Below are 17,523 nucleotides of genomic sequence, written 5' to 3'. Positions count from 1 at the left end.
GGCCCCATCGTTTCACGATCGCGGCCCGGACGAGCCTTCGCCCGTGCCTCTCGGCGGCGGACTCAGGTGTCAGACACGCCCTACCGCGAGACGGCCCGCCGGTACGCCCAGGTGGCGATCGCCAGCGACACCACGCCGACGCCCGCGCAGACCGCCAGGTCCCCCGCGACCAGCACCCAGTCCGGGTCGGGCGTGAAGGTCTCGGCGAAGGCCTCCACGCCGTACGTGGACGGCAGCAGGTCCCGCAGCCACAGCACCGGCTGCGGCAGGTGGTCGACCGGCAGCACGCCGAGCAGCAGCGCCGCCGACATGCCGAGCTGCCCGAGCATGGTGGCGATCTCCTGGCGGGGTGCGAGCAGCCCGCAGGCGGCGCCGAGCCCGGACAGGGCGGCCCCGGCGAGCGGGACGACCGCCAGCAGCACCCACAGCTGCCCGAGCGGCAGCCCGAACATCACCGCGCCGAAGGCCGCCGTGGCGACCGTGCCCGGCAGCGTGAACGAGGCGTACGCGGCGGCCGCGCCGAGCACCACCGAGGCGGCGGGCACGGGCAGCGTGGCGTAGTGGTCGAGCCCGCCGGTGGCCCGCAGCCGGCCGAAGTACTGGGCGAGCAGGTTGAGCGCGACGAACGCCACCACCAGCACGCTGGAGCCCGCCACCACCGACCGCGCGGCCGAGGTCTGCCCGGCGTCCACCACCCCCCGCATCATCACCAGGATGCCGACGGACTGGAAGGTGGCGACGAACAGCAGCGGGATCCGCGCGACCTTGGCCCGGGCCAGCTGGGCCCGGTAGACGGCGGCGAGCGCGGGCAGCAGCCGGGCCGCCGGGGCGAGCGGGGCGGGTGCGCCGCCGGTCGCGGGGGCGGTGGCCTGCGGCGGCACCGAGAGCAGCGTCACTTGGCCAGTCCTCCGTGGCGGCCCCCGAGCTTGAGGTAGGCGTCCTCAAGGCTCGGGGTGGCGAGGGTGAAGTCGTCGAGGGCGGCGAAGGCCGGGCCGGTGGTGACGGCGGCGACCAGTTCGCGGGCCTGTTCGGGGGTGGTGCGGACGGTCCAGCGACGGCCGGTGCGCTCGGCCCGTTCGGCGAGTGCGGCGACGGCCGGGACGGCGAGCGGCGCCTCGTCCCGCCAGACCAGGTCGAGCCGGACGTTGCCGTCGACGAGGGCCTTGAGCCCGCCGGGGGTGTCGCAGGCGATCACCCGCCCGTCGTCGACCACGGCGACCCGGTCGAGCACGGTCTCCGCCTCGATGACGTTGTGGGTGACCAGCAGCACGGTCGCGCCGCGCTCGGTGCGCCGCCGGTCGACGGCGCTCCAGACGGCCCGCCGGGCGACCGGGTCCATGCCGGTGGTGGGCTCGTCCAGGACGAGCAGCGGCCGCTCCCCGACCAGGGCGGCGGCGACGCACGCGAGCCGGCGCTGGCCGCCGGAGAGCTTGGCGAGCGGCCGCTGGGCGATGGGCTCCAGCCCGAGTTCGGCGAGGACGTCGGCGGCCTCGGCGCGGGCCTGGGCCCGGGTGAGCCCGCGCAACCGTCCGGTGGTCTCGGCGGCGAGCGCGACGGTCAGCTCGTCGAGGGCGCTGGACTCCTGGCCGAGGTAGCCGAGCAGCCGGGCGGCCCGTTCGGGGTGGCGGACGACGTCGTGGCCGAGGAGCTCGATCGAGCCGGCGTCGGGGCGCAGCAGGCCGGTGAGTTGGCGGACCAGGGTGGACTTGCCGGCCCCGTTGGGTCCGAGCAGCCCGAAGATCTCGCCCTGACGGACGGTGAGGCTGATCCCGTCGTTGGCCCGGATCACGGTGGCGGCGGCTCCGCGCCCGGTGCGGTAGGTCCGTACGAGGTCGCGTACGGCGACGCACGGCGGGGTGTCCTGGGATGCTCGCCCTGCCGTCTCGCTCACGACCGAAGACTTTACGCGCTCGCGCGGGCGAACCGGACAAGGGGGCCTGATCGCCGAAAACCGGCTCCGGGCCGACCCCGAGCCGGCCGGCTTCCGCCAGGCCGAGCCGGGCCCGTCGGACCGAGCCCGGCTGGCCGGGCCCGGCCGGCCGTCAGTCGTCCACGACCATCGATCCGCCGGGCACCCGGGCGGCGAGTTCCTTCCAGAATCCGGCCCGGATGGCGTAGCGGTCGTGCTCGTCGATCTGGTCGTCCTTGTGCGCGAGCAGCCCGAAGCGGGCGGCGTAGCGGAGCAGTTCGCCGTCGACCCGGTGCGGGATGCGCGGGTAGTCGGGCCAGAGCACGGTGAGCCGTTCGACGTCGCCGAGGCGTTCGCTCCAGCGGCGGGCGAAGACCTGGCCGACCTCGTGGGCGTCACCGCCGATGGAGGTGATGTCCTCCTCGCGGTCGACCCAGCGCTGTTCGGCGGTGGTGAGCTGGGCGAGGGTTGGCAGGCTGTCGCCGGCGGTGACGGCTGGTTCGGGGGTGGGTCGGTCGACCCAGCCGCGGTCGGAGGACCAGCGCAGCACCGGGCCGGCCTGCCCGGCGGCGCCCGTCCCGCCGATGGCGTGCCCGTTGGAGCCGGTCCCGCCCGCACCGTGTCCGTTGACGTGCCCGTTGGAGCCGTGCCCGTTGACGGCCGGGGTGACGGCGGAGGCGCGCCCGGCCAGGTCCTTGGGGGTGGGGACGACCTTGAGCGCGGCGGCCGGCTGGGGCCGCCCGTGGACGGCCGGGGCCCCGGCGGCCGCGGGGACGACGGCGGCCGGCTGGACGACCGGCGGCGCCACGGCGGGCGGGGCGGCGAGGATCTTGGCGATCTCCTGGCGGGGGCCGGGCGCCGGGAAGACGCTGGCGTTCTCGCGGAGGCTGAAGGAGCCCTCGATCCACTCGCGGTCGAGCACCCGCCGCTCGTCCGCCTCGCCGACCAGGTCCTCGGACTGGTTGAAGTCGCCGTCGGCGGCCTGCAGCGCCCACAGGTGGACGGCCACGCCGTGCTCCTTGGCGGTCATCATGCCGGGCAGCAGGTCGCCGTCGCCGGTGATCAGCACGACGTCGGCGCAGGCCCGGTTGCGGGCGAGTTCGGAGAGTTCGGCGTGCATGGCGGCGTCCACGCCCTTCTGCACCCAGCGCCCCTCGGCGCGGGTGAGGGCGCCGAGCCGCACGGTGACCCGGGGCAGCACGCGCAGCCGGCGGTGTTCGGGCATCGGGCGCCGGTCGGGCGCGGCGTCGAACCAGTAGATGCGCAGCAGCGGCAGCCCGGTCTCGGCCTCGGCGCGTTCGCGCAGCGCGGCGATCAGCGCGGTGTGGTCGACGGTGACCCGGGAACGGGAAGGGTCCCCGGCGAGCAGGCTGGCGGCGGCGCCCAGCAGGTATCCGGCGTCCACCAGGACGACACAGCGGTCCATCGCGCACCTCTTTCCACTCGCCCTCGGGGGTCGGGCCGGGTGGGCGCGGATCCGCCCGCCGTCCGGGCGTGGTGGGGTGAGGGGCCCCCGTGGCCGCCCGATCGTTGGGTCACCTTTTACCCCTGGTTCGCGTGCCGAACCTCGGCGGATGTCCCGGTACCGCAACAGCCGCCCCAACGGAACGCAAAGGCGGGCCCCGTTCAACGACGGGGCCCGCCCGAGGTCACGCCGGGGGGTGGCGGGCGGGTTCAGCCCTTGAGTTCGGCGGCGACCAACTCGGCCAGCTGCACGGCGTTGAGCGCGGCCCCCTTGCGCAGGTTGTCGTTGGACACGAACAGCGACAGGCCGTTCTCGACCGTCTCGTCCGCCCGGATGCGGCCGACGTAGCTCGGGTCCCGGCCGGCGGCCTGGAGCGGGGTGGGGATGTCGGACAGCTCGACGCCGGGGGCGCCGGCGAGCAGCTCGGCGGCGCGCTCGGGGCTGATCGGACGCTCGAAGCGGGCGTTGATCTGCAGCGAGTGGCCGGAGAAGACCGGGACGCGCACGCAGGTGCCGGCGACCTTGAGGTCCGGGATGCCGAGGATCTTGCGGCTCTCGTGGCGGAGCTTCTGCTCCTCGTCGGTCTCGTTGGAGCCGTCCTCGACGATGGAGCCGGCCAGCGGCACCACGTTGAAGGCGATCGGGCGCTGGTAGACCTTGGGCTCGGGGAACTCGACGGCGGAACCGTCGTGGGCGAGCGCGGCGGCGCCGTCGACGACCTTGGCGGCCTGGTCCTGCAGCTCGGCCACGCCGGCCACGCCGCTGCCGGAGACGGCCTGGTAGGTGGAGACGACGAGCGCGGCGAGGCCGGCCTCCTCGTGCAGCGGGCGCAGCACGGGCATGGCGGCCATGGTGGTGCAGTTCGGGTTGGCGATGATGCCCTTGGGCCGGTCGGCGACGGCGCCGGGGTTGACCTCGGAGACGACCAGCGGGACCTCGGGGTCGCGGCGCCAGGCGGAGGAGTTGTCGATGACGACGGCGCCGGCCGCGGCGGCCTTGGGGGCGAGGGCCTTGGAGGTGGAACCGCCGGCCGAGAAGATCACGATGTCGAGGCCGGCGTAGTCGGCCGTGGCCGCGTCCTCGACGGTGACCTCGGTGCCCTGCCAGGGCAGGGTGCGTCCGGCCGAGCGGGCCGAGGCGAACAGCCGCAGCTGCTCAACCGGGAAGCCACGCTCCGCCAGGATCTCGCGGACCACGCCGCCGACCTGGCCGGTGGCGCCGACAATGCCGATCTTCATTCCGACTACTCCTCTGAATGGTGCTGTTCACAGCCGCACTCTGCCCATCATGCCTTGTCACGCGGGCGGGACGACCTGCTGTTCCACGGTGTGAGAGGCCTCTTAGTGGTCCAGACCACTCGCCAGCTTCAGAGCGGCTTCGACCTCCGCCGCCCCGGCCGGCAGCAGCGGCAGCCGGACGTCCGGGGTGGGGATCCGGCCCTGGGCGTGCAGCACGCCCTTGACCACCGTCGGGTTCGGCGCGGCGAAGGCGGCCAGCGCCAGCCCGGTGAGCCGGTGCCCGAGCGCCCGGGCCCGGTCGGCGTCCCCGGCCTGCCAGGCGGCCGCCAGCTCGACGAACCGGGCGGTGGCCAGATGGGCGGAGGCGAGGATGCCGCCGGCCGCGCCGAGCGCCAGCATCGGGGCGAGGAAGGCGTCCTCGCCGGCCAGCACCGCGAAGTCGGCGGGGGCGGCGGCGAGCAGTTCCACCGCCGCCTGGTCCAGCCCGCCGGTCGCGTACTTGACGCCCACCACGCCCGGGACGGCGGCGAGTTCGGCCAGCGCGGCGGCGGACAGCTGCTGCCCGGTGCGGTACGGGATGTGGTAGACGAGCAGCGGCAGCGGGCTGCGCTCGGCCAGCGCCCGGAAGTGCGCGACCGTCCCGGCCTCGCCCGGCCGCAGGAAGGCCGGGACGGTGACCAGCGCGGCCGCGGCCTGCGGCACCCGCGCACCGAGCGCGGCCAGCAACTCGGCGGTGGAGCGGGTGTCGCCGCCGTGCGCGCCGACGGTCAGCCGGGCCCCGCGCGCGGCACAGGCGGCCGCGGCCACCTCGATCACCGCCCACCGCTCGTCCTCGCTCAGCGCGGCGGGCTCGCCGGTGGTGCCGAGGGCGACCAGTCCGGCCGCGCCGGCCGCCAGCAGTTCGTCGGCCAGGACGGCCAGCGCGTCCAGCGCGACCGAGCCGTCCGTGGCGAAGGGCGTGATCAGGGGCACGTGGATACCGGTGAGTTCCATGACCACGATCCTGCGGCCCGCCGATCACCCAGGTCCAGTTCACTTTTCCGACGCTTCTCGTAAGCTGAGCCGATGCTCGACGTCCGACGCCTGCGCCTGCTGCGCGAACTCGCCCACCTCGGCACCATCGCCGCCGTCGCCGAGGCGCTCTCCTTCAGCCCTTCGGCGGTGTCCCAGCAGCTGTCCGTCCTGGAGAAGGAGGCCGGCGTCCCGCTCCTGGAGCGCACCGGGCGCCGGGTCGCGCTCACCCCGGCCGGGCGGAACCTGGTCCGGCACGCCGAGGCGGTGCTCGCCCTGCTGGAACAGGCCGGCGCCGAACTCGCCCACGCCCGAAGGGGGTTGGCCGGCCCACTGCGGATCGGCACCTACCCGTCGGCGGCCCGCGCGATCATCCCCGCGGTGCTGGCCGAGCTGGCCGGCTGGCACCCGGGCCTGGAGCCGATGGTCACCGAGGTGGATCCGGCGGGCGTCGGGGCGGCGCTGCGCGCGGGCGAGCTGGACGTCGCCCTGGTCCACGAGTACGACCTGGTCCCGGCCGATCCGGAACCGGGCCTGGCGATGACCCGCCCGGTGTTCACCGAGCCGATGTACCTGGCGGCCCGCGCCCCCGGCACGGTCGCCGAGCAGCGCGGCGCGCCCTGGATCATGGCCCCGCCCGGCACGCTCTGCCACAGCATGGCCGTCCGGGCCTGCGAGTCGGCCGGGTTCGCGCCCCGGATCCGGCACCAGATCGACGACTTCGCGACCGTTCTGGCCCTGGTGGCGGCCGGCCAGGGCGTCGCGCTCGTCCCGCACCTGGGCACCGCGCAGCCCCCGCCCGGCGTGGTCCTCACCCGGCTGCCGATGTACCGCCGCACCCGGGCCGCCTTCCGCGCGGGCGCCGGCTCCCACCCGGCCATCTCGGCCTTCGTCTCGGCCCTGCACACGGCCGTCCCGCCGGGCCTGGGCGGACACGGCTGATCCCCCTGAGCCCGTCGACCGGGCACAGGGGGATCGGTCACCGGCTCAGCCCGCCAGGCAGCTCGGCCCCAGCAGCTGCTTCAGGTCCCCGAACAGCGCCGGGTCCGACTTCACCCGGTGCCGGTCCAGCCGCAGCACGGTCGTCTTGTTCCGGCCCTCCAGCCGCACCCGCACCTCCGTGGTGCCCTTGTGGCTGACCAGCACCTCGCCGAGCCGGGCGATCAGCGGCGGGGTGACCTTCACGCTCGGGATGTTGATGACGATCGGCGCCTCGGCGTGCGCGTTCGACAGGTCCGGGACGGACAGCTCCATCCCCATCAGCCGCGGCACGTCCTCCCGCTTGTCCAGCTTGCCGCGCACGAACACCACGGCGTCCTCGACGAGCTGGGACGACACCAGCTGGTAGCTGGCCGGGAAGAACATGCAGTCGATCGAGCCCGCCAGGTCCTCGACCGTCGCGATCGCCCAGGCGTTGCCCTGCTTGGTCATCTTGCGCTGCAGGCCCGAGATGATGCCGCCGATGGTGACGATGGTGCCGTCCGGCCGCTCGGCGAGGTCGGCCACCGCGCAGTCCGCCTTGTCGGCGAGCACGTGCTCGATGCCGTGCAGCGGGTGCGAGGAGACGTACAGGCCCAGCATCTCCCGCTCCTGGGTGAGCAGGAAGGCCTTCTCCCACTCCTCCTCGGAGAAGACCACGTCCAGCCCGAAGCTCGGCTCGTCGCTCACCGCGTCGCCGCCGAAGAGGTCGAACTGCCCCTCGGCCTCCTTGCGCTTGACGCCGACGACGTTGTCGATCATCGGCTCGAACTGCGCGGTCAGCCCCTTGCGGGTGTGCCCGAGCGAGTCGAAGGAGCCCGCCTTGATCAGCGATTCGACGGTCCGCTTGTTGCAGACCACCGACTCGACCTTGTCCAGGAAGTCCGGGAAGGAGCTGAACCTCCCCTTCGACTTCCGGGTGCGGATCATCGACTCGACCACCGGCCCACCGACGTTGCGGATGGCCGTCAGGCCGAACCGCACGAGGGTGTCACCGTGCGGGGTGAAGTCCGAGTCCGACTCGTTGACGTCCGGCGGCAGCACCTGGATGCCCATCTTCCGGCACTCGTTGAGGTAGATCGCCGACTTGTCCTTGTCGTCCTTGACGGACGTCAGCAGGCCGGACATGTACTCGGCCGGGTAGTTCGCCTTGAGGTAGGCCGTCCAGTACGAGACCAGCCCGTACCCGGCGGTGTGCGCCTTGTTGAACGCGTAGCCGGAGAAGGGGACCAGGACGTCCCACACCGCCTGGATGGCCGCGTCGGAGTAGCCGTGCTCGCGGCAGCCCTTCTGGAAGGGCACGAACTCGGCCTCCAGGATCTCCTTCTTCTTCTTGCCCATCGCACGGCGCAGCAGGTCGGCCTGGCCGAGCGAGTACCCGGCGAGGATCTGCGCGGCCTTCTGCACCTGCTCCTGGTAGACGATCAGGCCGTAGGTCGGCTTGAGGATCTCCTCCAGGGGCTTCTCCAGCTCCGGGTGGATCGGGGTGATCTCCTGCTGCCCGTTCTTGCGCAGCGCGTAGTTGGTGTGCGAGTTGACGCCCATCGGGCCCGGTCGGTACAGCGCCAGCACGGCGGAGATGTCTTCGAAGTTGTCGGGCTTCATCAGCCGCAGCAGCGAGCGCATGGGGCCGCCGTCGAGCTGGAAGACGCCGAGCGTGTCGCCGCGCGCGAGCAGTTCGTAGGTCGGCTTGTCGTCCAGGGGCAGATCAAGCAGGTTGATCTTGATGCCCTTGTTCTTCTCGATCGCCTTGACGGCGTCGTCCATGATCGTCAGGTTGCGCAGGCCGAGGAAGTCCATCTTGAGAAGGCCGAGGCCCTCACAGGTGGGGTAGTCGAACTGCGTGATGGTGACGCCGTCGGTGTGCCGGGTCCAGACCGGGATGTGGTCGGTCAGCGGCTCGGCGGACATGATGACGCCGGCGGCGTGCACACCGGGCTGGCGGATCAGGCCCTCGATGCCGCGGGCGGTGTCGATGACCTTCTTCACGTCCGGGTCGGTCTCGTACAGCCCGCGGATCTCGCCGGCCTCGCTGTAGCGCGGGTGCGAGGAGTCGGTGATGCCGGACAGCGGGATGCCCTTGCCCATCACGTCCGGCGGCATCGCCTTGGTGATCCGGTCGCCCATCGCGTACGGGTAGCCGAGGACCCGCGAGGAGTCCTTGATGGCGGCCTTCGCCTTGATGGTGCCGTACGTGACGATCATGGCGACCTTGTCGGATCCCCACTTCTCGGTCACGTACCGGATCACGTCACCGCGCCGGCGCTCGTCGAAGTCGATGTCGACATCGGGCATGGAGATGCGCTCGGGGTTGAGGAAGCGCTCGAAGATCAGGCCGTGCGGGATGGGGTCGAGGTCGGTGATGCCCATCGCGTAGGCGACCAGCGAACCGGCTGCGGAGCCACGGCCCGGGCCCACCGCGATGCCCTGGCTCTTGGCCCACATGATGAAGTCCGCGACCACGAGGAAGTACGCCGGGAACCCCATCTGGATGATGGTGTCCATCTCGTACTCGGCGAGCTTCTTGTGCTCCTCGTCGTACCCGTTCGGGAAGCGCCAGTCCATGCCCTCCCAGACCTTGGCCTTGAAGAAGTCCGCCTCGGACTCGAAGCCCTCCGGGATCGGGAAGCGCGGCATCAGGTTGCGGAACTCGAACATGCCGGCGGTGTCGACCCGCTGGGCGACCAGCAGCTGGCTGTTGCGGCAGCCCTCCTGCCAGGCGTCCGAGGAGTCCAGCGCGTACATCTCGGCGGCGGACTTGATGTAGTAGCCGGTGCCGTCGAAGCGGAAGCGGTCCGGGTCCGAGAGGTTCTTGCCGGTCTGCACGCAGAGCAGCAGGTCGTGCGCCCCGGCGTCGGCCTCGGTGGTGTAGTGCGAGTCGTTGGTGACCACCGGGGGGATGTTCAGCTTCTTGCTGATCTCCAGCAGCCCGTCGCGGACCCGCTTCTCGATGTCGAGGCCGTGGTCCATCAGCTCCAGGAAGTAGTTCTCCTTGCCGAAGATCTCCTGGTAGTCGGCGGCGGACTTCAGCGCCTCGTCGAACTGACCCAGCCGCAGCCGGGTCTGCACCTCGCCGGAGGGGCAGCCGGTGGTGGCCATCAGGCCGCCGGACAGGTCGGAGATCAGCTCCTTGTCCATCCGGGGCCACTTCACCAGCCAGCCCTCGGAGTAGGAGCGCGAGGTCAGCTTGAAGAGGTTGTGCAGGCCCTCCTTGTTCCGGGCCCAGATGGTCTTGTGGGTGTAGGCACCGGACGCGGAGACGTCGTCCCGCTTCTGGTGCGGCTGGCCCCACAGGATGCGCTTGGTGTTGGACCGGGACTCCGGCGCGACGTACGCCTCGATGCCGATCACCGGGGTGATCCCGGCGGCGGTGGCCTGCTTGTGGAACTCGGCGGCGCCGTACATGTTCCCGTGGTCGGTCATCGCGACATGGGTCTGCCCCAGCCGCTCGACCTCCTTGAACATCTGCTTCAGCCGGGCGGCACCGTCCAGCATCGAGTACTCGGTGTGGACATGCAGATGCGCGAACGGCTGGTCGCTCAAGGCGGGGCCTCCGGAGGCTCGTGCGGGTCTGGTGGGCCGGCGAACGCGCAGGTCACAGGGGGGATCCCTGGAAACAGATGTGGCCCGGACCACTCCTGGGGTCCGGACCATCGCTCACACGTTCACCCTTCTACTCTAGCCCCCGCGATTCCCTCCAGCCGCACCCGCGCGGCCTGCCGGACCTCCGGTTCCTCCATCGGATCGTCGCGCAGACAGGCGAGGCGCTCGCGCACGTGGGGGCGGTCGGGGGCGTGCGTGACGGCCAGCAGGCGGGCGTCCGCCTCGCAGTCCCAGAGGCACTCGGTGTACGCCTCGCCCATCCCCGCCGACCCGATCGCCGCCAGCGCCTCCAGGTACGCGGGGCGCTCGTACGAGTGCGGCGTCCAGAGCCAGAAGCGGCGCAGCAGCGAGGCGGCCCCGGCGGCTCGGGGGCCGAACCGGGCCAGGCCCCGGGCGGTGTGCATCGGGCCGCACCAGGTGCGGGCCGCCCACTGCCGCTCCAGTTCGGCGAACAGCGCCGGGACGTCCTGCTCCTCGCCGTGCCGGGCCAGCGCCTCGTGGCCGAGCTGGGCCGGGCGCTCTGCCGCCGGCTTGGTCAGGCTCCGAGCGGCCCACGGAATTGTCCACGGGCGTGGGTCCCCCGCCCCTTCCTGTAGCCGCGGCCGGGCGGCGTCCGCCAGGTCGTCCCACCATGCGGCAGGCCAGGCGTCGGCCAGCGACTCCAGGACGGCCACCCGGTGCTCGCCCTCGCGGACGTGGGTACGGAGTGCCTCCCGGGCCTCGGCGGAGCCGCCGAGCGCCAGCCGCTCCAGGACACCGGTGGCCCGCAGGCAGGTGTCCTCGTCCCCGGCCAGCAGTTCCGTCACCGGGCCGAGCGGCAGTTCCAGGCCCCGGAGCAGTCGGGCCAGGTAGAGCGCCCGGCCGTCCACCTGCCGGTCCCAGCGCCAGTCCCAGCGGATGCACCCGTAGACCAGCTCGGCGCACGCCGTCGGGTCCTCCGCCGCCATCAGCGCGCCCAGGCCCCGGCCGCGCTGCAACAGCCCGGGCAAGGTGTTCGCCGGGGCGTACTCGTATCTCCGCTCTGCCACATCCCACATCGTCCCTTAGCCCCCGACGGCTGAGCGGCGGGGGCTGGGGGTCAGGAGTCCTCGTCGGGCGGGGTCGCCTTGAGAGCCGTGATGACACCGAGGACGACCGTGGCGATCGCCAGGGCGAGGAGGACCGCGAAGGCGGCTCCGATCAGGAATCGCACCGGTCGGCGTCCCGTTCGGCGACGAGGAGGAGGGAGAGGAGGTTGAGGAGAGTGGACGCGGGGGCCGTGTTGAAGCGGACGAGGACGCGGCCGTCGATGGTGCGGCCGGTGGTGGCCGAGGGCCAGATGAGGCCGAACTTGCGGCCGCGCTCGTCGACTTCGGCGAGGAGGGTGTGGATGTGGTCGTCGGTGTAGTACCGGATCCGGGGGTCGGTCGGCAGCATGGGGCGGCGGCGCGGAAGGGGGAAGGACATCAGGCGGCGTCCAGCTCGAACCAGACCATCTTGCCGCGCTCCTGGGGGTCCACGCCCCAGCGGTGGGTGAGGCCTTCGATGAGTTGGAGACCCCGACCGGACTGGGCGAGGGGCGCCGGATCCCGCTTCTCGGGGAGGTCCGGACTCTCGTCGCTGACGGCCACCCGGAGAGTGGGACCGACGACGAGGATGAGGACGACCGGCGCAGGGGTGTCGCCGTGCCGCCAGGCATTCACGAGGAGTTCCGCGAGCGCGAGTTCGGCGTCGGCAGTGACCGAGGGCGGGTACCCGCAACGACCCATCGCGTCCCGGAGGGACTGGCGGGCGATGGCGAGGGAGGGCGTGTTGAGGTGACGCATGGGAGCTCTCCCGAGGCGTGGTTGTGAAGGAAGAACCGGCGGGCATGCCGCCGAACGCCCAGCAAGAGGGCGTTATTGACGAGCCGTCGGATCGCCATGACACCGAACATACAGCAGCGGAATCACATGTGATCCCAAATCCGGATAGGTTCATCCTCAAGTGGACCCCGCGCCCAGCAGCGCGGCAGACTTGGGACACATCGGCAAGGAAGGAACCAATGCCGCCACGACTCAACCCGACGCTCCGCCAACGCCGCATCGGCACCGAGCTTCGGAAGATGCGCGAGGCCGCCGGACTGTCGACCGCCACCTTGAGCAGAGACCTCGGCATCGACAGAACACAGGTCAGCCAGATCGAGTCGGCCAAGGTGGGCGTGAGCCCGGAACGACTCCGTTCCTTCGCCGCCGCCTGCAAGTGCATGAACCTGCCCTTGATCGAAGCCCTGGAGTCCGTGATCCAGGACCGTTCCAAGGGCTGGTGGGAGGAATATCGCGGCACCATCCCGGACGGCTTCCTTGAGGTCGCCGAGTTGGAGAAGAGCGCGGACAGCCTCATGCTGTGGGTTGTCACCCACATGCCAGGCCCCTGCCAGACCATCAGCTATGCCTCGTCAGTATTCGGACGCCTGATCCCTCCGATTCCTCGGCACGAGTTGGAGGCACGCACCACGTTCAGGATGCAGCGCAAGGCCGACCTGCGCCGCGACCAGAAGCCAATCACCTGCTTCATCTACGAATCCGTGCTGTGGACTCGGTTTGGCGGCACCTCGATCCTGCAAGAACAGCTCGCTTCCCTACTCGAAGACTCCGAGCAGCCCTGGGTGACCCTCCGAGTCGTGCCGTTCGACATCGACACCTTCCCCGGGGCGGTTGAGAACCTCACCTACGCGTTCGGCGCAGTGCCGGAGCTTGACACCGTTGAGGTTGAATCGTCCCGAGGTCCCATATACCTGGATGCCGCCAGCGAGCTGTCCAGCTATCGATCCATCTTCAATCGCACCGAATCGACAGCGCTGAGCGAGAACGCTTCCCGCGACCTGATTCGCAAGATCGCACGAAACCTATGAGAGGCCCAGCATGACCAACACCGAGTGGCAGAAGTCGTCCTTCAGCGGATCCGGTGGCGACTGCGTCGAGGTCCGAACGGTCAACGGGACGGTCGAACTCCGCGAGTCCGACGAGGGCCACGTCATCATCCACACCACCCCCACCAACTTCGCGGCCTTCGTCCAAGGCATCAAGGCCGGCGAATTCGACCACCACGCCTAGACACCCCACAGCGCAGGAAGTCGGCCGGCCCGACTTTACGAGTCCGCCGATGCTCGGGCAGTGGTGGGGACGGCCTGACAGAACTCCGCCTCCAGCTCGGCGGTGAAGACCCCGATCGGCGAGCCCCAGCTGCCCTTGGCCCAGTCGCCGTTCACCTCGGTGGAGAGCAGGTGGCGGCCGTCGCGCGTCCCGAAGGTGTAGGACCAGGATCCGTTGATCGCGCCGCCCATGCCCCACACCGTGCCGCAGGACAGCTTCAGCGAGGCGACGCCCAGGCCGTACCGGGTGTCCGGGATCCAGTGGCCCTGCGGGTCCAGCACGGTGAACATCTCGCGCTGCTGGGCGGGCGGCAGCATCCGCCCTTCGAGCAGCGCGCGGAAGAAGGTGTTGAGGTCGCCGGTGGTGGAGATCATGTCGCCGGAGCCGTACCCCCAGGAGGGGTTGAGTTCGGTCACGTCGTAGACGGGAGCGTCGTCGCCGCTCAGCATCAACGTGGAGTAGTGGCGACCGTGCGGGCCGTGGATGCGCATGTCACCGGCGGCCGGTTCGTAGGTGCTCTTGAGGTGGAGCGGCTTGGCGATCCGCTCGGCGATCTCCTGTGCCAGGCTGCGGCCGGCGGCCTTCTCGACGATCATCCCGGCGAGCGCGTAGTTGGTGTCGGAGTAGGCCCAGCCGGCCCCCGGCGCGAACTTCGGCCCGTTGACGACGGCGGCCTCGACGAGTTGGCGCGGCGTGAGGTCGTCGAACCGGTGCCGCAGGAACGGCGGACCGACGAACTCGGCCGCCAGCTGCGGGGCTTCGGCGTAGTTGAAGACGCCGCTGGTGTGGTTCAGCAACTGGCGGACGGTGATCCGGGAGCCGTCGTAACCATTTCCGTCCACCAGGCCGGGGAGCCAGTGCTCGACGCTGTCGTCCAGGCTGAGCCGCTGCTCGGCCGCCAGTTGGAGGACGACGGTGGCGACGAAGGTCTTGGTGGTGCTGCCGATCCGGAAGCGGTCCTTCGGCGCGATCTCGCGGCCGGTGTCCAGGTCGGCGGTGCCGGCCGTCCCGAACCAGGTCGAGTCGCCGTCCCGGACCTCGGCCCGCGCCCCCGGCAGACCGGCCTCGGACACCGCGCGGTCGAGCACGGACTGGACGCCGTTCCGCGGGCGTCCGTCGGCGGAGGCGGCCGAAGCGGCCGGAGCGGCCGACAGCAGGGAGCCGACGAGCGCGGCGGTGACAGCGGTGCGGGCGGTGGTCTTCATGGCGGTTTCCCCCTGATCGCGACTGGTTTCGCTTTCGAGGAAAAAGCTAGGCCTTCGTTCACCGATCCATCAATGCCCTGAACGCCCGTCAGAGACAAACAACCAGGTAGGAGCCGGTATTTCCTTGCAATGACTGTGCCAACTAATGCAAGGAGAACGGCACTCGACTGTTGCAATGGGACCGGGAGCAACCGCATACTCGGCAGCGACGAGAGGAGCGCCCGTGCCAGGCGCCAGGCTTACCCAGGAAGAGCGCCGCCGGATCGCCGCCGGGCTCACCGCGCGATTGGGCTACGGGGAGATCGCCCGACAGCTCGCACGCCCCACCTCCACGGTCACCCGCGAGGTCGCCCGCAACGGCGGCCCGTCCGGCTACCGGGCGGACAACGCGCAACGCGCCACCGCACGGCGTTCCCGGCGGAGCAGGACCGCGCCGCTCCGCACGCCGGAGGGCAGCGCGAACGCGGGCGACGGGCGCGATCCGGCCGCGGTGGAGGAGTACGCGACGCGACTCGCCGCCCTGCTGGCGCAGCTCGGCATGCCGCGCATGGTGGGCCGGGTCCTCGCCTGCCTCTACGTCACTGACCGCGGCAGCCTGACCGCCGCCGAGCTGGTGCAGCGGCTCGGGGTGAGCCCGGCGTCGGTCTCCAAGGCGATCGGCTACCTCGAAGGCCAGGAGCTGGTACGGCGCGAGCGGGACGACAGCGCTCACCGCGAGCGGTACGTCATCGACTCCGACATCTGGTACCGAGCCCTGCTCGCCAGTGCCCAACGCAACACGCTGCTGGCCGAGTTCGCCCGCAGCGGGGCGGACCTGCTCGGCACGGCCACACCGGCCGGAGCGAGGATGGCCGAGGCCTCGGTCTTCCTGGAGCACATGGGAACGGACATCGTCCGCGCCGCGCAACGGCGGCGACGGCAGCGGGCCGGGGGAGCGGCACCGCCCGGGCCGGACCTCTGGAAGCAGGCCGCGCGTGAGCCCGGTACCGGCTGATCGAATCTCCGGGTCTTTCCGCGCACCCAGCTCAAGCGCCGCTGCCGCGCAGGAGCTCCGCGATGCGCGCGTCGACCTGCTCGCGGTCGTAGCCCCGCCGCACGATCTCGAACACCGGCTGGGGTGGCGGCGAACCGGCTTCGGCCAGGGCCCTGAGATAGAGGTCGACCTGCTGGCGCTCGTAGCCACGCCGCACCAGATCGAAGCCACGGAACTCCGGCGTTGTTGACACTTCGCGGGTCCTCCAACCTTCTGTGTCCACGTTCGTCGTCCTGACACGGGCTACAGCAACCCCGGTGCGGCCGCCGGTGATTACCGGCGTGGCCGCGACTCCCACCCTAGGGCACGTTTCGAAAGTGCTGGTCGCAGCCATTCGTTGATGGCTGCGACCAGCACCGTTGCTTCGTAGCGGACGGCGAGTTTGTCGTGTCTCGCGGCTACCGCGCGGTGGCGCTTGAGGCGGTGGATCACCATCACGGTGCCGCCGAGGCCGATGCGGCACCTGGCACTCACCCTTCGAGAACGGATCCGTCGCGACGGGCGACACATCACGCCCGTCCTGGACCGGGTACCGCGAGGGCAACACAGGGCCACCCGTCAGCTGCGCGAGCCACGCCGAGGCGGCCGCACGCACCTCCTGCGGACGTTCACCGATCAGGCCGCGGGGCTTGCCGACTGCAGGCATGCGACGGAGCCCCGTAGCCGAACGGACGGGGCGTCAGCGCATGCCACCGGAAGCGAGGATGACATCCCCGGTGATCCAGCGCGCGTCGTCGGAAGCCAGGAAGGCCACCAGCGGGCCGTAGTCGTCCGGGGTGCCCGTACGGCCCAGCGGGGTACCGGCGATCGCCTGTGCTTCCTGAGCCGAGCCGGGGAATCCCATGGCCCTGGTGCCCTCGGTGTCCGACGGCCCGGGCATGATCGCGTTGACCCGGATGCCGCGCGGGCCCAGCTCCTTGGCCGCCACGATGGTGAACGCGTTGACGGCGCTCTTGGACGCGACATAGAGCGAGGCGTGCGGCGGGTGGGTAAGCGTGCCGGCCGTCGAGACGTTGATGATCGACGCGGCGCCGATGTCGTCCTGCGCGGCCAGGGCCTGCGCAGTGAGGATCGTACCCAGGAGGTTCGTGGTCATCTCGCGCTGGAACTCCTCTTCGGTGATGCCCGACAGCGGCGCGAAGGCGGCGACGGCCGCGTTGTTCACGAGCACGTCGACCGGTCCGTACTCCTCGCGCGCACGATCGAACAGATGGCGCACGTCACCGCCGTTGGCAACGTCCGCCCGGACCGCGATCGCCCGGCCGCCCTTGGCGGTGATGCCCGCGACGACCCGCTCGGCGCCCTCCGCGTCCCCCCGGTAGTTCACCACGACGGCCGCGCCGGTCCCGGCCAAGGCCTTGGCGATCCCCGCGCCCAGGCCCTTTGACGCGCCCGTGACGATCGCCGTACGTGCGTTGTTGCTGCTCACAGTGACTCCTCGAACGTTGGTGCTTGCGGAAGTCACCGTAGGAAAGCCAATTACTATTGGGAAGTACCTACTTTTTTGTAAGCTCGTGACGTGATGGAAACTCAGCACGTCGCGACGGCCGCCCGACTCCTGGCCCACGACACCTTCGACAACAAGTGCGCGCTCAGGCCGATCATGGACCAGACGACGAGCCGCTGGGCGACACTGATCATCTCGGCCCTCATCGCCGGCCCGCACCGCTTCGCGCAGCTGCACCAACGAGTCGGTGGCATCAGCCAGAAGATGTTGTCGCAGAACCTCAAGGCACTGGCCCGGGCCGGGCTCGTCGACCGCCATGTCGCGCCCACCAACCCGCCCCAGGTCACCTACAACCTGACGGAACTCGGTGTCAGCCTGGCCGGGCCGCTGACCGAACTCATCCAGTGGTTCGGCCGACACGGAGACGAGCTCCTCGCCGCCCAGGAGCACTACGACAGCCGGCAGGAGTCACCGCGCGCGTAACCGATGTCCTGACGGCCCGCACTCCACCTCCACCACCG

General features: G+C 71.2%; 17 protein-coding genes. 5 read left to right on the top strand and 12 right to left on the bottom strand.

Going from position 1 to position 17,523, the window contains the following annotated elements; all coding sequences use genetic code 11:
• Positions 1 to 80 precede the first annotated feature (80 nt).
• From ACIO5E_RS02490 to ACIO5E_RS02470, 5 genes are all read right to left on the bottom strand, one after another.
• Positions 81 to 896, bottom strand: a complete 816-nt coding sequence (locus ACIO5E_RS02490) for an ABC transporter permease (protein ID WP_280674395.1) — start codon at positions 894 to 896, stop codon at positions 81 to 83.
• Positions 893 to 1,891, bottom strand: coding sequence for an ABC transporter ATP-binding protein (locus ACIO5E_RS02485; protein WP_400662648.1), 999 nt, complete (start codon positions 1,889 to 1,891; stop codon positions 893 to 895). Before ACIO5E_RS02485 ends, ACIO5E_RS02490 begins: the two co-directional genes overlap by 4 nt.
• A gap of 151 nt (positions 1,892 to 2,042) precedes the next feature.
• Positions 2,043 to 3,335, bottom strand: a complete 1,293-nt coding sequence (locus ACIO5E_RS02480; RefSeq protein ID WP_400662646.1) for an NYN domain-containing protein — start codon at positions 3,333 to 3,335, stop codon at positions 2,043 to 2,045.
• Between the two features lie 248 nt (positions 3,336 to 3,583).
• Positions 3,584 to 4,612, bottom strand: coding sequence for an aspartate-semialdehyde dehydrogenase (locus ACIO5E_RS02475; protein ID WP_400662643.1), 1,029 nt, complete (start codon positions 4,610 to 4,612; stop codon positions 3,584 to 3,586).
• Between the two features lie 102 nt (positions 4,613 to 4,714).
• A complete protein-coding gene (locus tag ACIO5E_RS02470) occupies positions 4,715 to 5,605 on the bottom strand; it encodes a dihydrodipicolinate synthase family protein (protein ID WP_400662640.1) in 891 nt (296 codons plus the stop codon).
• Positions 5,606 to 5,677: 72 nt separating this feature from the next.
• Here ACIO5E_RS02470 and ACIO5E_RS02465 point away from each other — a divergent pair, with 72 nt between their 5' ends.
• A complete protein-coding gene (locus ACIO5E_RS02465) occupies positions 5,678 to 6,565 on the top strand; it encodes a LysR family transcriptional regulator (RefSeq protein ID WP_400662638.1) in 888 nt (295 codons plus the stop codon).
• Between the two features lie 45 nt (positions 6,566 to 6,610).
• Here ACIO5E_RS02465 and dnaE read toward each other — a convergent pair whose 3' ends face one another.
• The 4 genes from dnaE to ACIO5E_RS02445 form a co-directional block, all read right to left on the bottom strand.
• The gene (gene dnaE, locus ACIO5E_RS02460; RefSeq protein WP_400662636.1) at positions 6,611 to 10,144 is read right to left on the bottom strand and encodes a DNA polymerase III subunit alpha; all 3,534 of its coding nucleotides are present in this window, start codon (positions 10,142 to 10,144) and stop codon (positions 6,611 to 6,613) included.
• 122 nt (positions 10,145 to 10,266) lie between these two features.
• On the bottom strand, positions 10,267 to 11,232 hold the full coding sequence (locus tag ACIO5E_RS02455) for a hypothetical protein (protein ID WP_400662634.1): 966 nt from the start codon (positions 11,230 to 11,232) through the stop codon (positions 10,267 to 10,269).
• Between the two features lie 151 nt (positions 11,233 to 11,383).
• A complete protein-coding gene (locus ACIO5E_RS02450) occupies positions 11,384 to 11,650 on the bottom strand; it encodes a hypothetical protein (protein WP_400662631.1) in 267 nt (88 codons plus the stop codon).
• A complete protein-coding gene (locus ACIO5E_RS02445; RefSeq protein ID WP_400662628.1) occupies positions 11,650 to 12,009 on the bottom strand; it encodes an ATP-binding protein in 360 nt (119 codons plus the stop codon). The genes ACIO5E_RS02450 and ACIO5E_RS02445 overlap by 1 nt, the downstream gene beginning before the upstream one ends.
• Before the next feature lie 17 nt (positions 12,010 to 12,026).
• Between ACIO5E_RS02445 and ACIO5E_RS02440 the strand changes: the two genes are divergently transcribed.
• Positions 12,027 to 13,076 carry a helix-turn-helix domain-containing protein gene (locus tag ACIO5E_RS02440; RefSeq protein ID WP_400662625.1) on the top strand — a complete coding sequence of 350 codons (1,050 nt, stop codon included), beginning with the start codon at positions 12,027 to 12,029 and terminating at the stop codon, positions 13,074 to 13,076.
• 10 nt (positions 13,077 to 13,086) lie between these two features.
• A complete protein-coding gene (locus ACIO5E_RS02435) occupies positions 13,087 to 13,278 on the top strand; it encodes a DUF397 domain-containing protein (RefSeq protein WP_400662622.1) in 192 nt (63 codons plus the stop codon).
• Positions 13,279 to 13,313: 35 nt separating this feature from the next.
• Here ACIO5E_RS02435 and ACIO5E_RS02430 read toward each other — a convergent pair whose 3' ends face one another.
• Complete coding sequence (locus tag ACIO5E_RS02430; RefSeq protein ID WP_400662620.1) at positions 13,314 to 14,522, bottom strand: serine hydrolase domain-containing protein; 1,209 nt, start codon at positions 14,520 to 14,522, stop codon at positions 13,314 to 13,316.
• A gap of 223 nt (positions 14,523 to 14,745) precedes the next feature.
• Here ACIO5E_RS02430 and ACIO5E_RS02425 point away from each other — a divergent pair, with 223 nt between their 5' ends.
• Entirely contained in the window at positions 14,746 to 15,516 is a 771-nt protein-coding gene (locus ACIO5E_RS02425) for a MarR family transcriptional regulator (protein ID WP_400662617.1), read from the top strand.
• 31 nt (positions 15,517 to 15,547) lie between these two features.
• Here the strand turns inward: ACIO5E_RS02425 and ACIO5E_RS02420 are convergent, their stop codons facing one another.
• Positions 15,548 to 15,748, bottom strand: coding sequence for a hypothetical protein (locus ACIO5E_RS02420; protein WP_400662615.1), 201 nt, complete (start codon positions 15,746 to 15,748; stop codon positions 15,548 to 15,550).
• 486 nt (positions 15,749 to 16,234) lie between these two features.
• Entirely contained in the window at positions 16,235 to 16,984 is a 750-nt protein-coding gene (locus tag ACIO5E_RS02415) for an SDR family oxidoreductase (RefSeq protein ID WP_400662612.1), read from the bottom strand.
• 93 nt (positions 16,985 to 17,077) lie between these two features.
• Between ACIO5E_RS02415 and ACIO5E_RS02410 the strand changes: the two genes are divergently transcribed.
• Positions 17,078 to 17,485 (top strand): winged helix-turn-helix transcriptional regulator, encoded by a 408-nt coding sequence (locus ACIO5E_RS02410; RefSeq protein ID WP_400663420.1) that lies wholly within the window; start codon positions 17,078 to 17,080, stop codon positions 17,483 to 17,485.
• The last annotated feature ends 38 nt before the right edge of the window (positions 17,486 to 17,523 follow it).

Origin of the sequence: Kitasatospora sp. NPDC087314, assembly GCF_044744365.1 — a bacterium.
Lineage (GTDB): Bacteria > Actinomycetota > Actinomycetes > Streptomycetales > Streptomycetaceae > Kitasatospora.
Note: the sequence above shows the minus strand (reverse complement) of the source record. Positions and strands in the feature narration are given on the sequence as shown.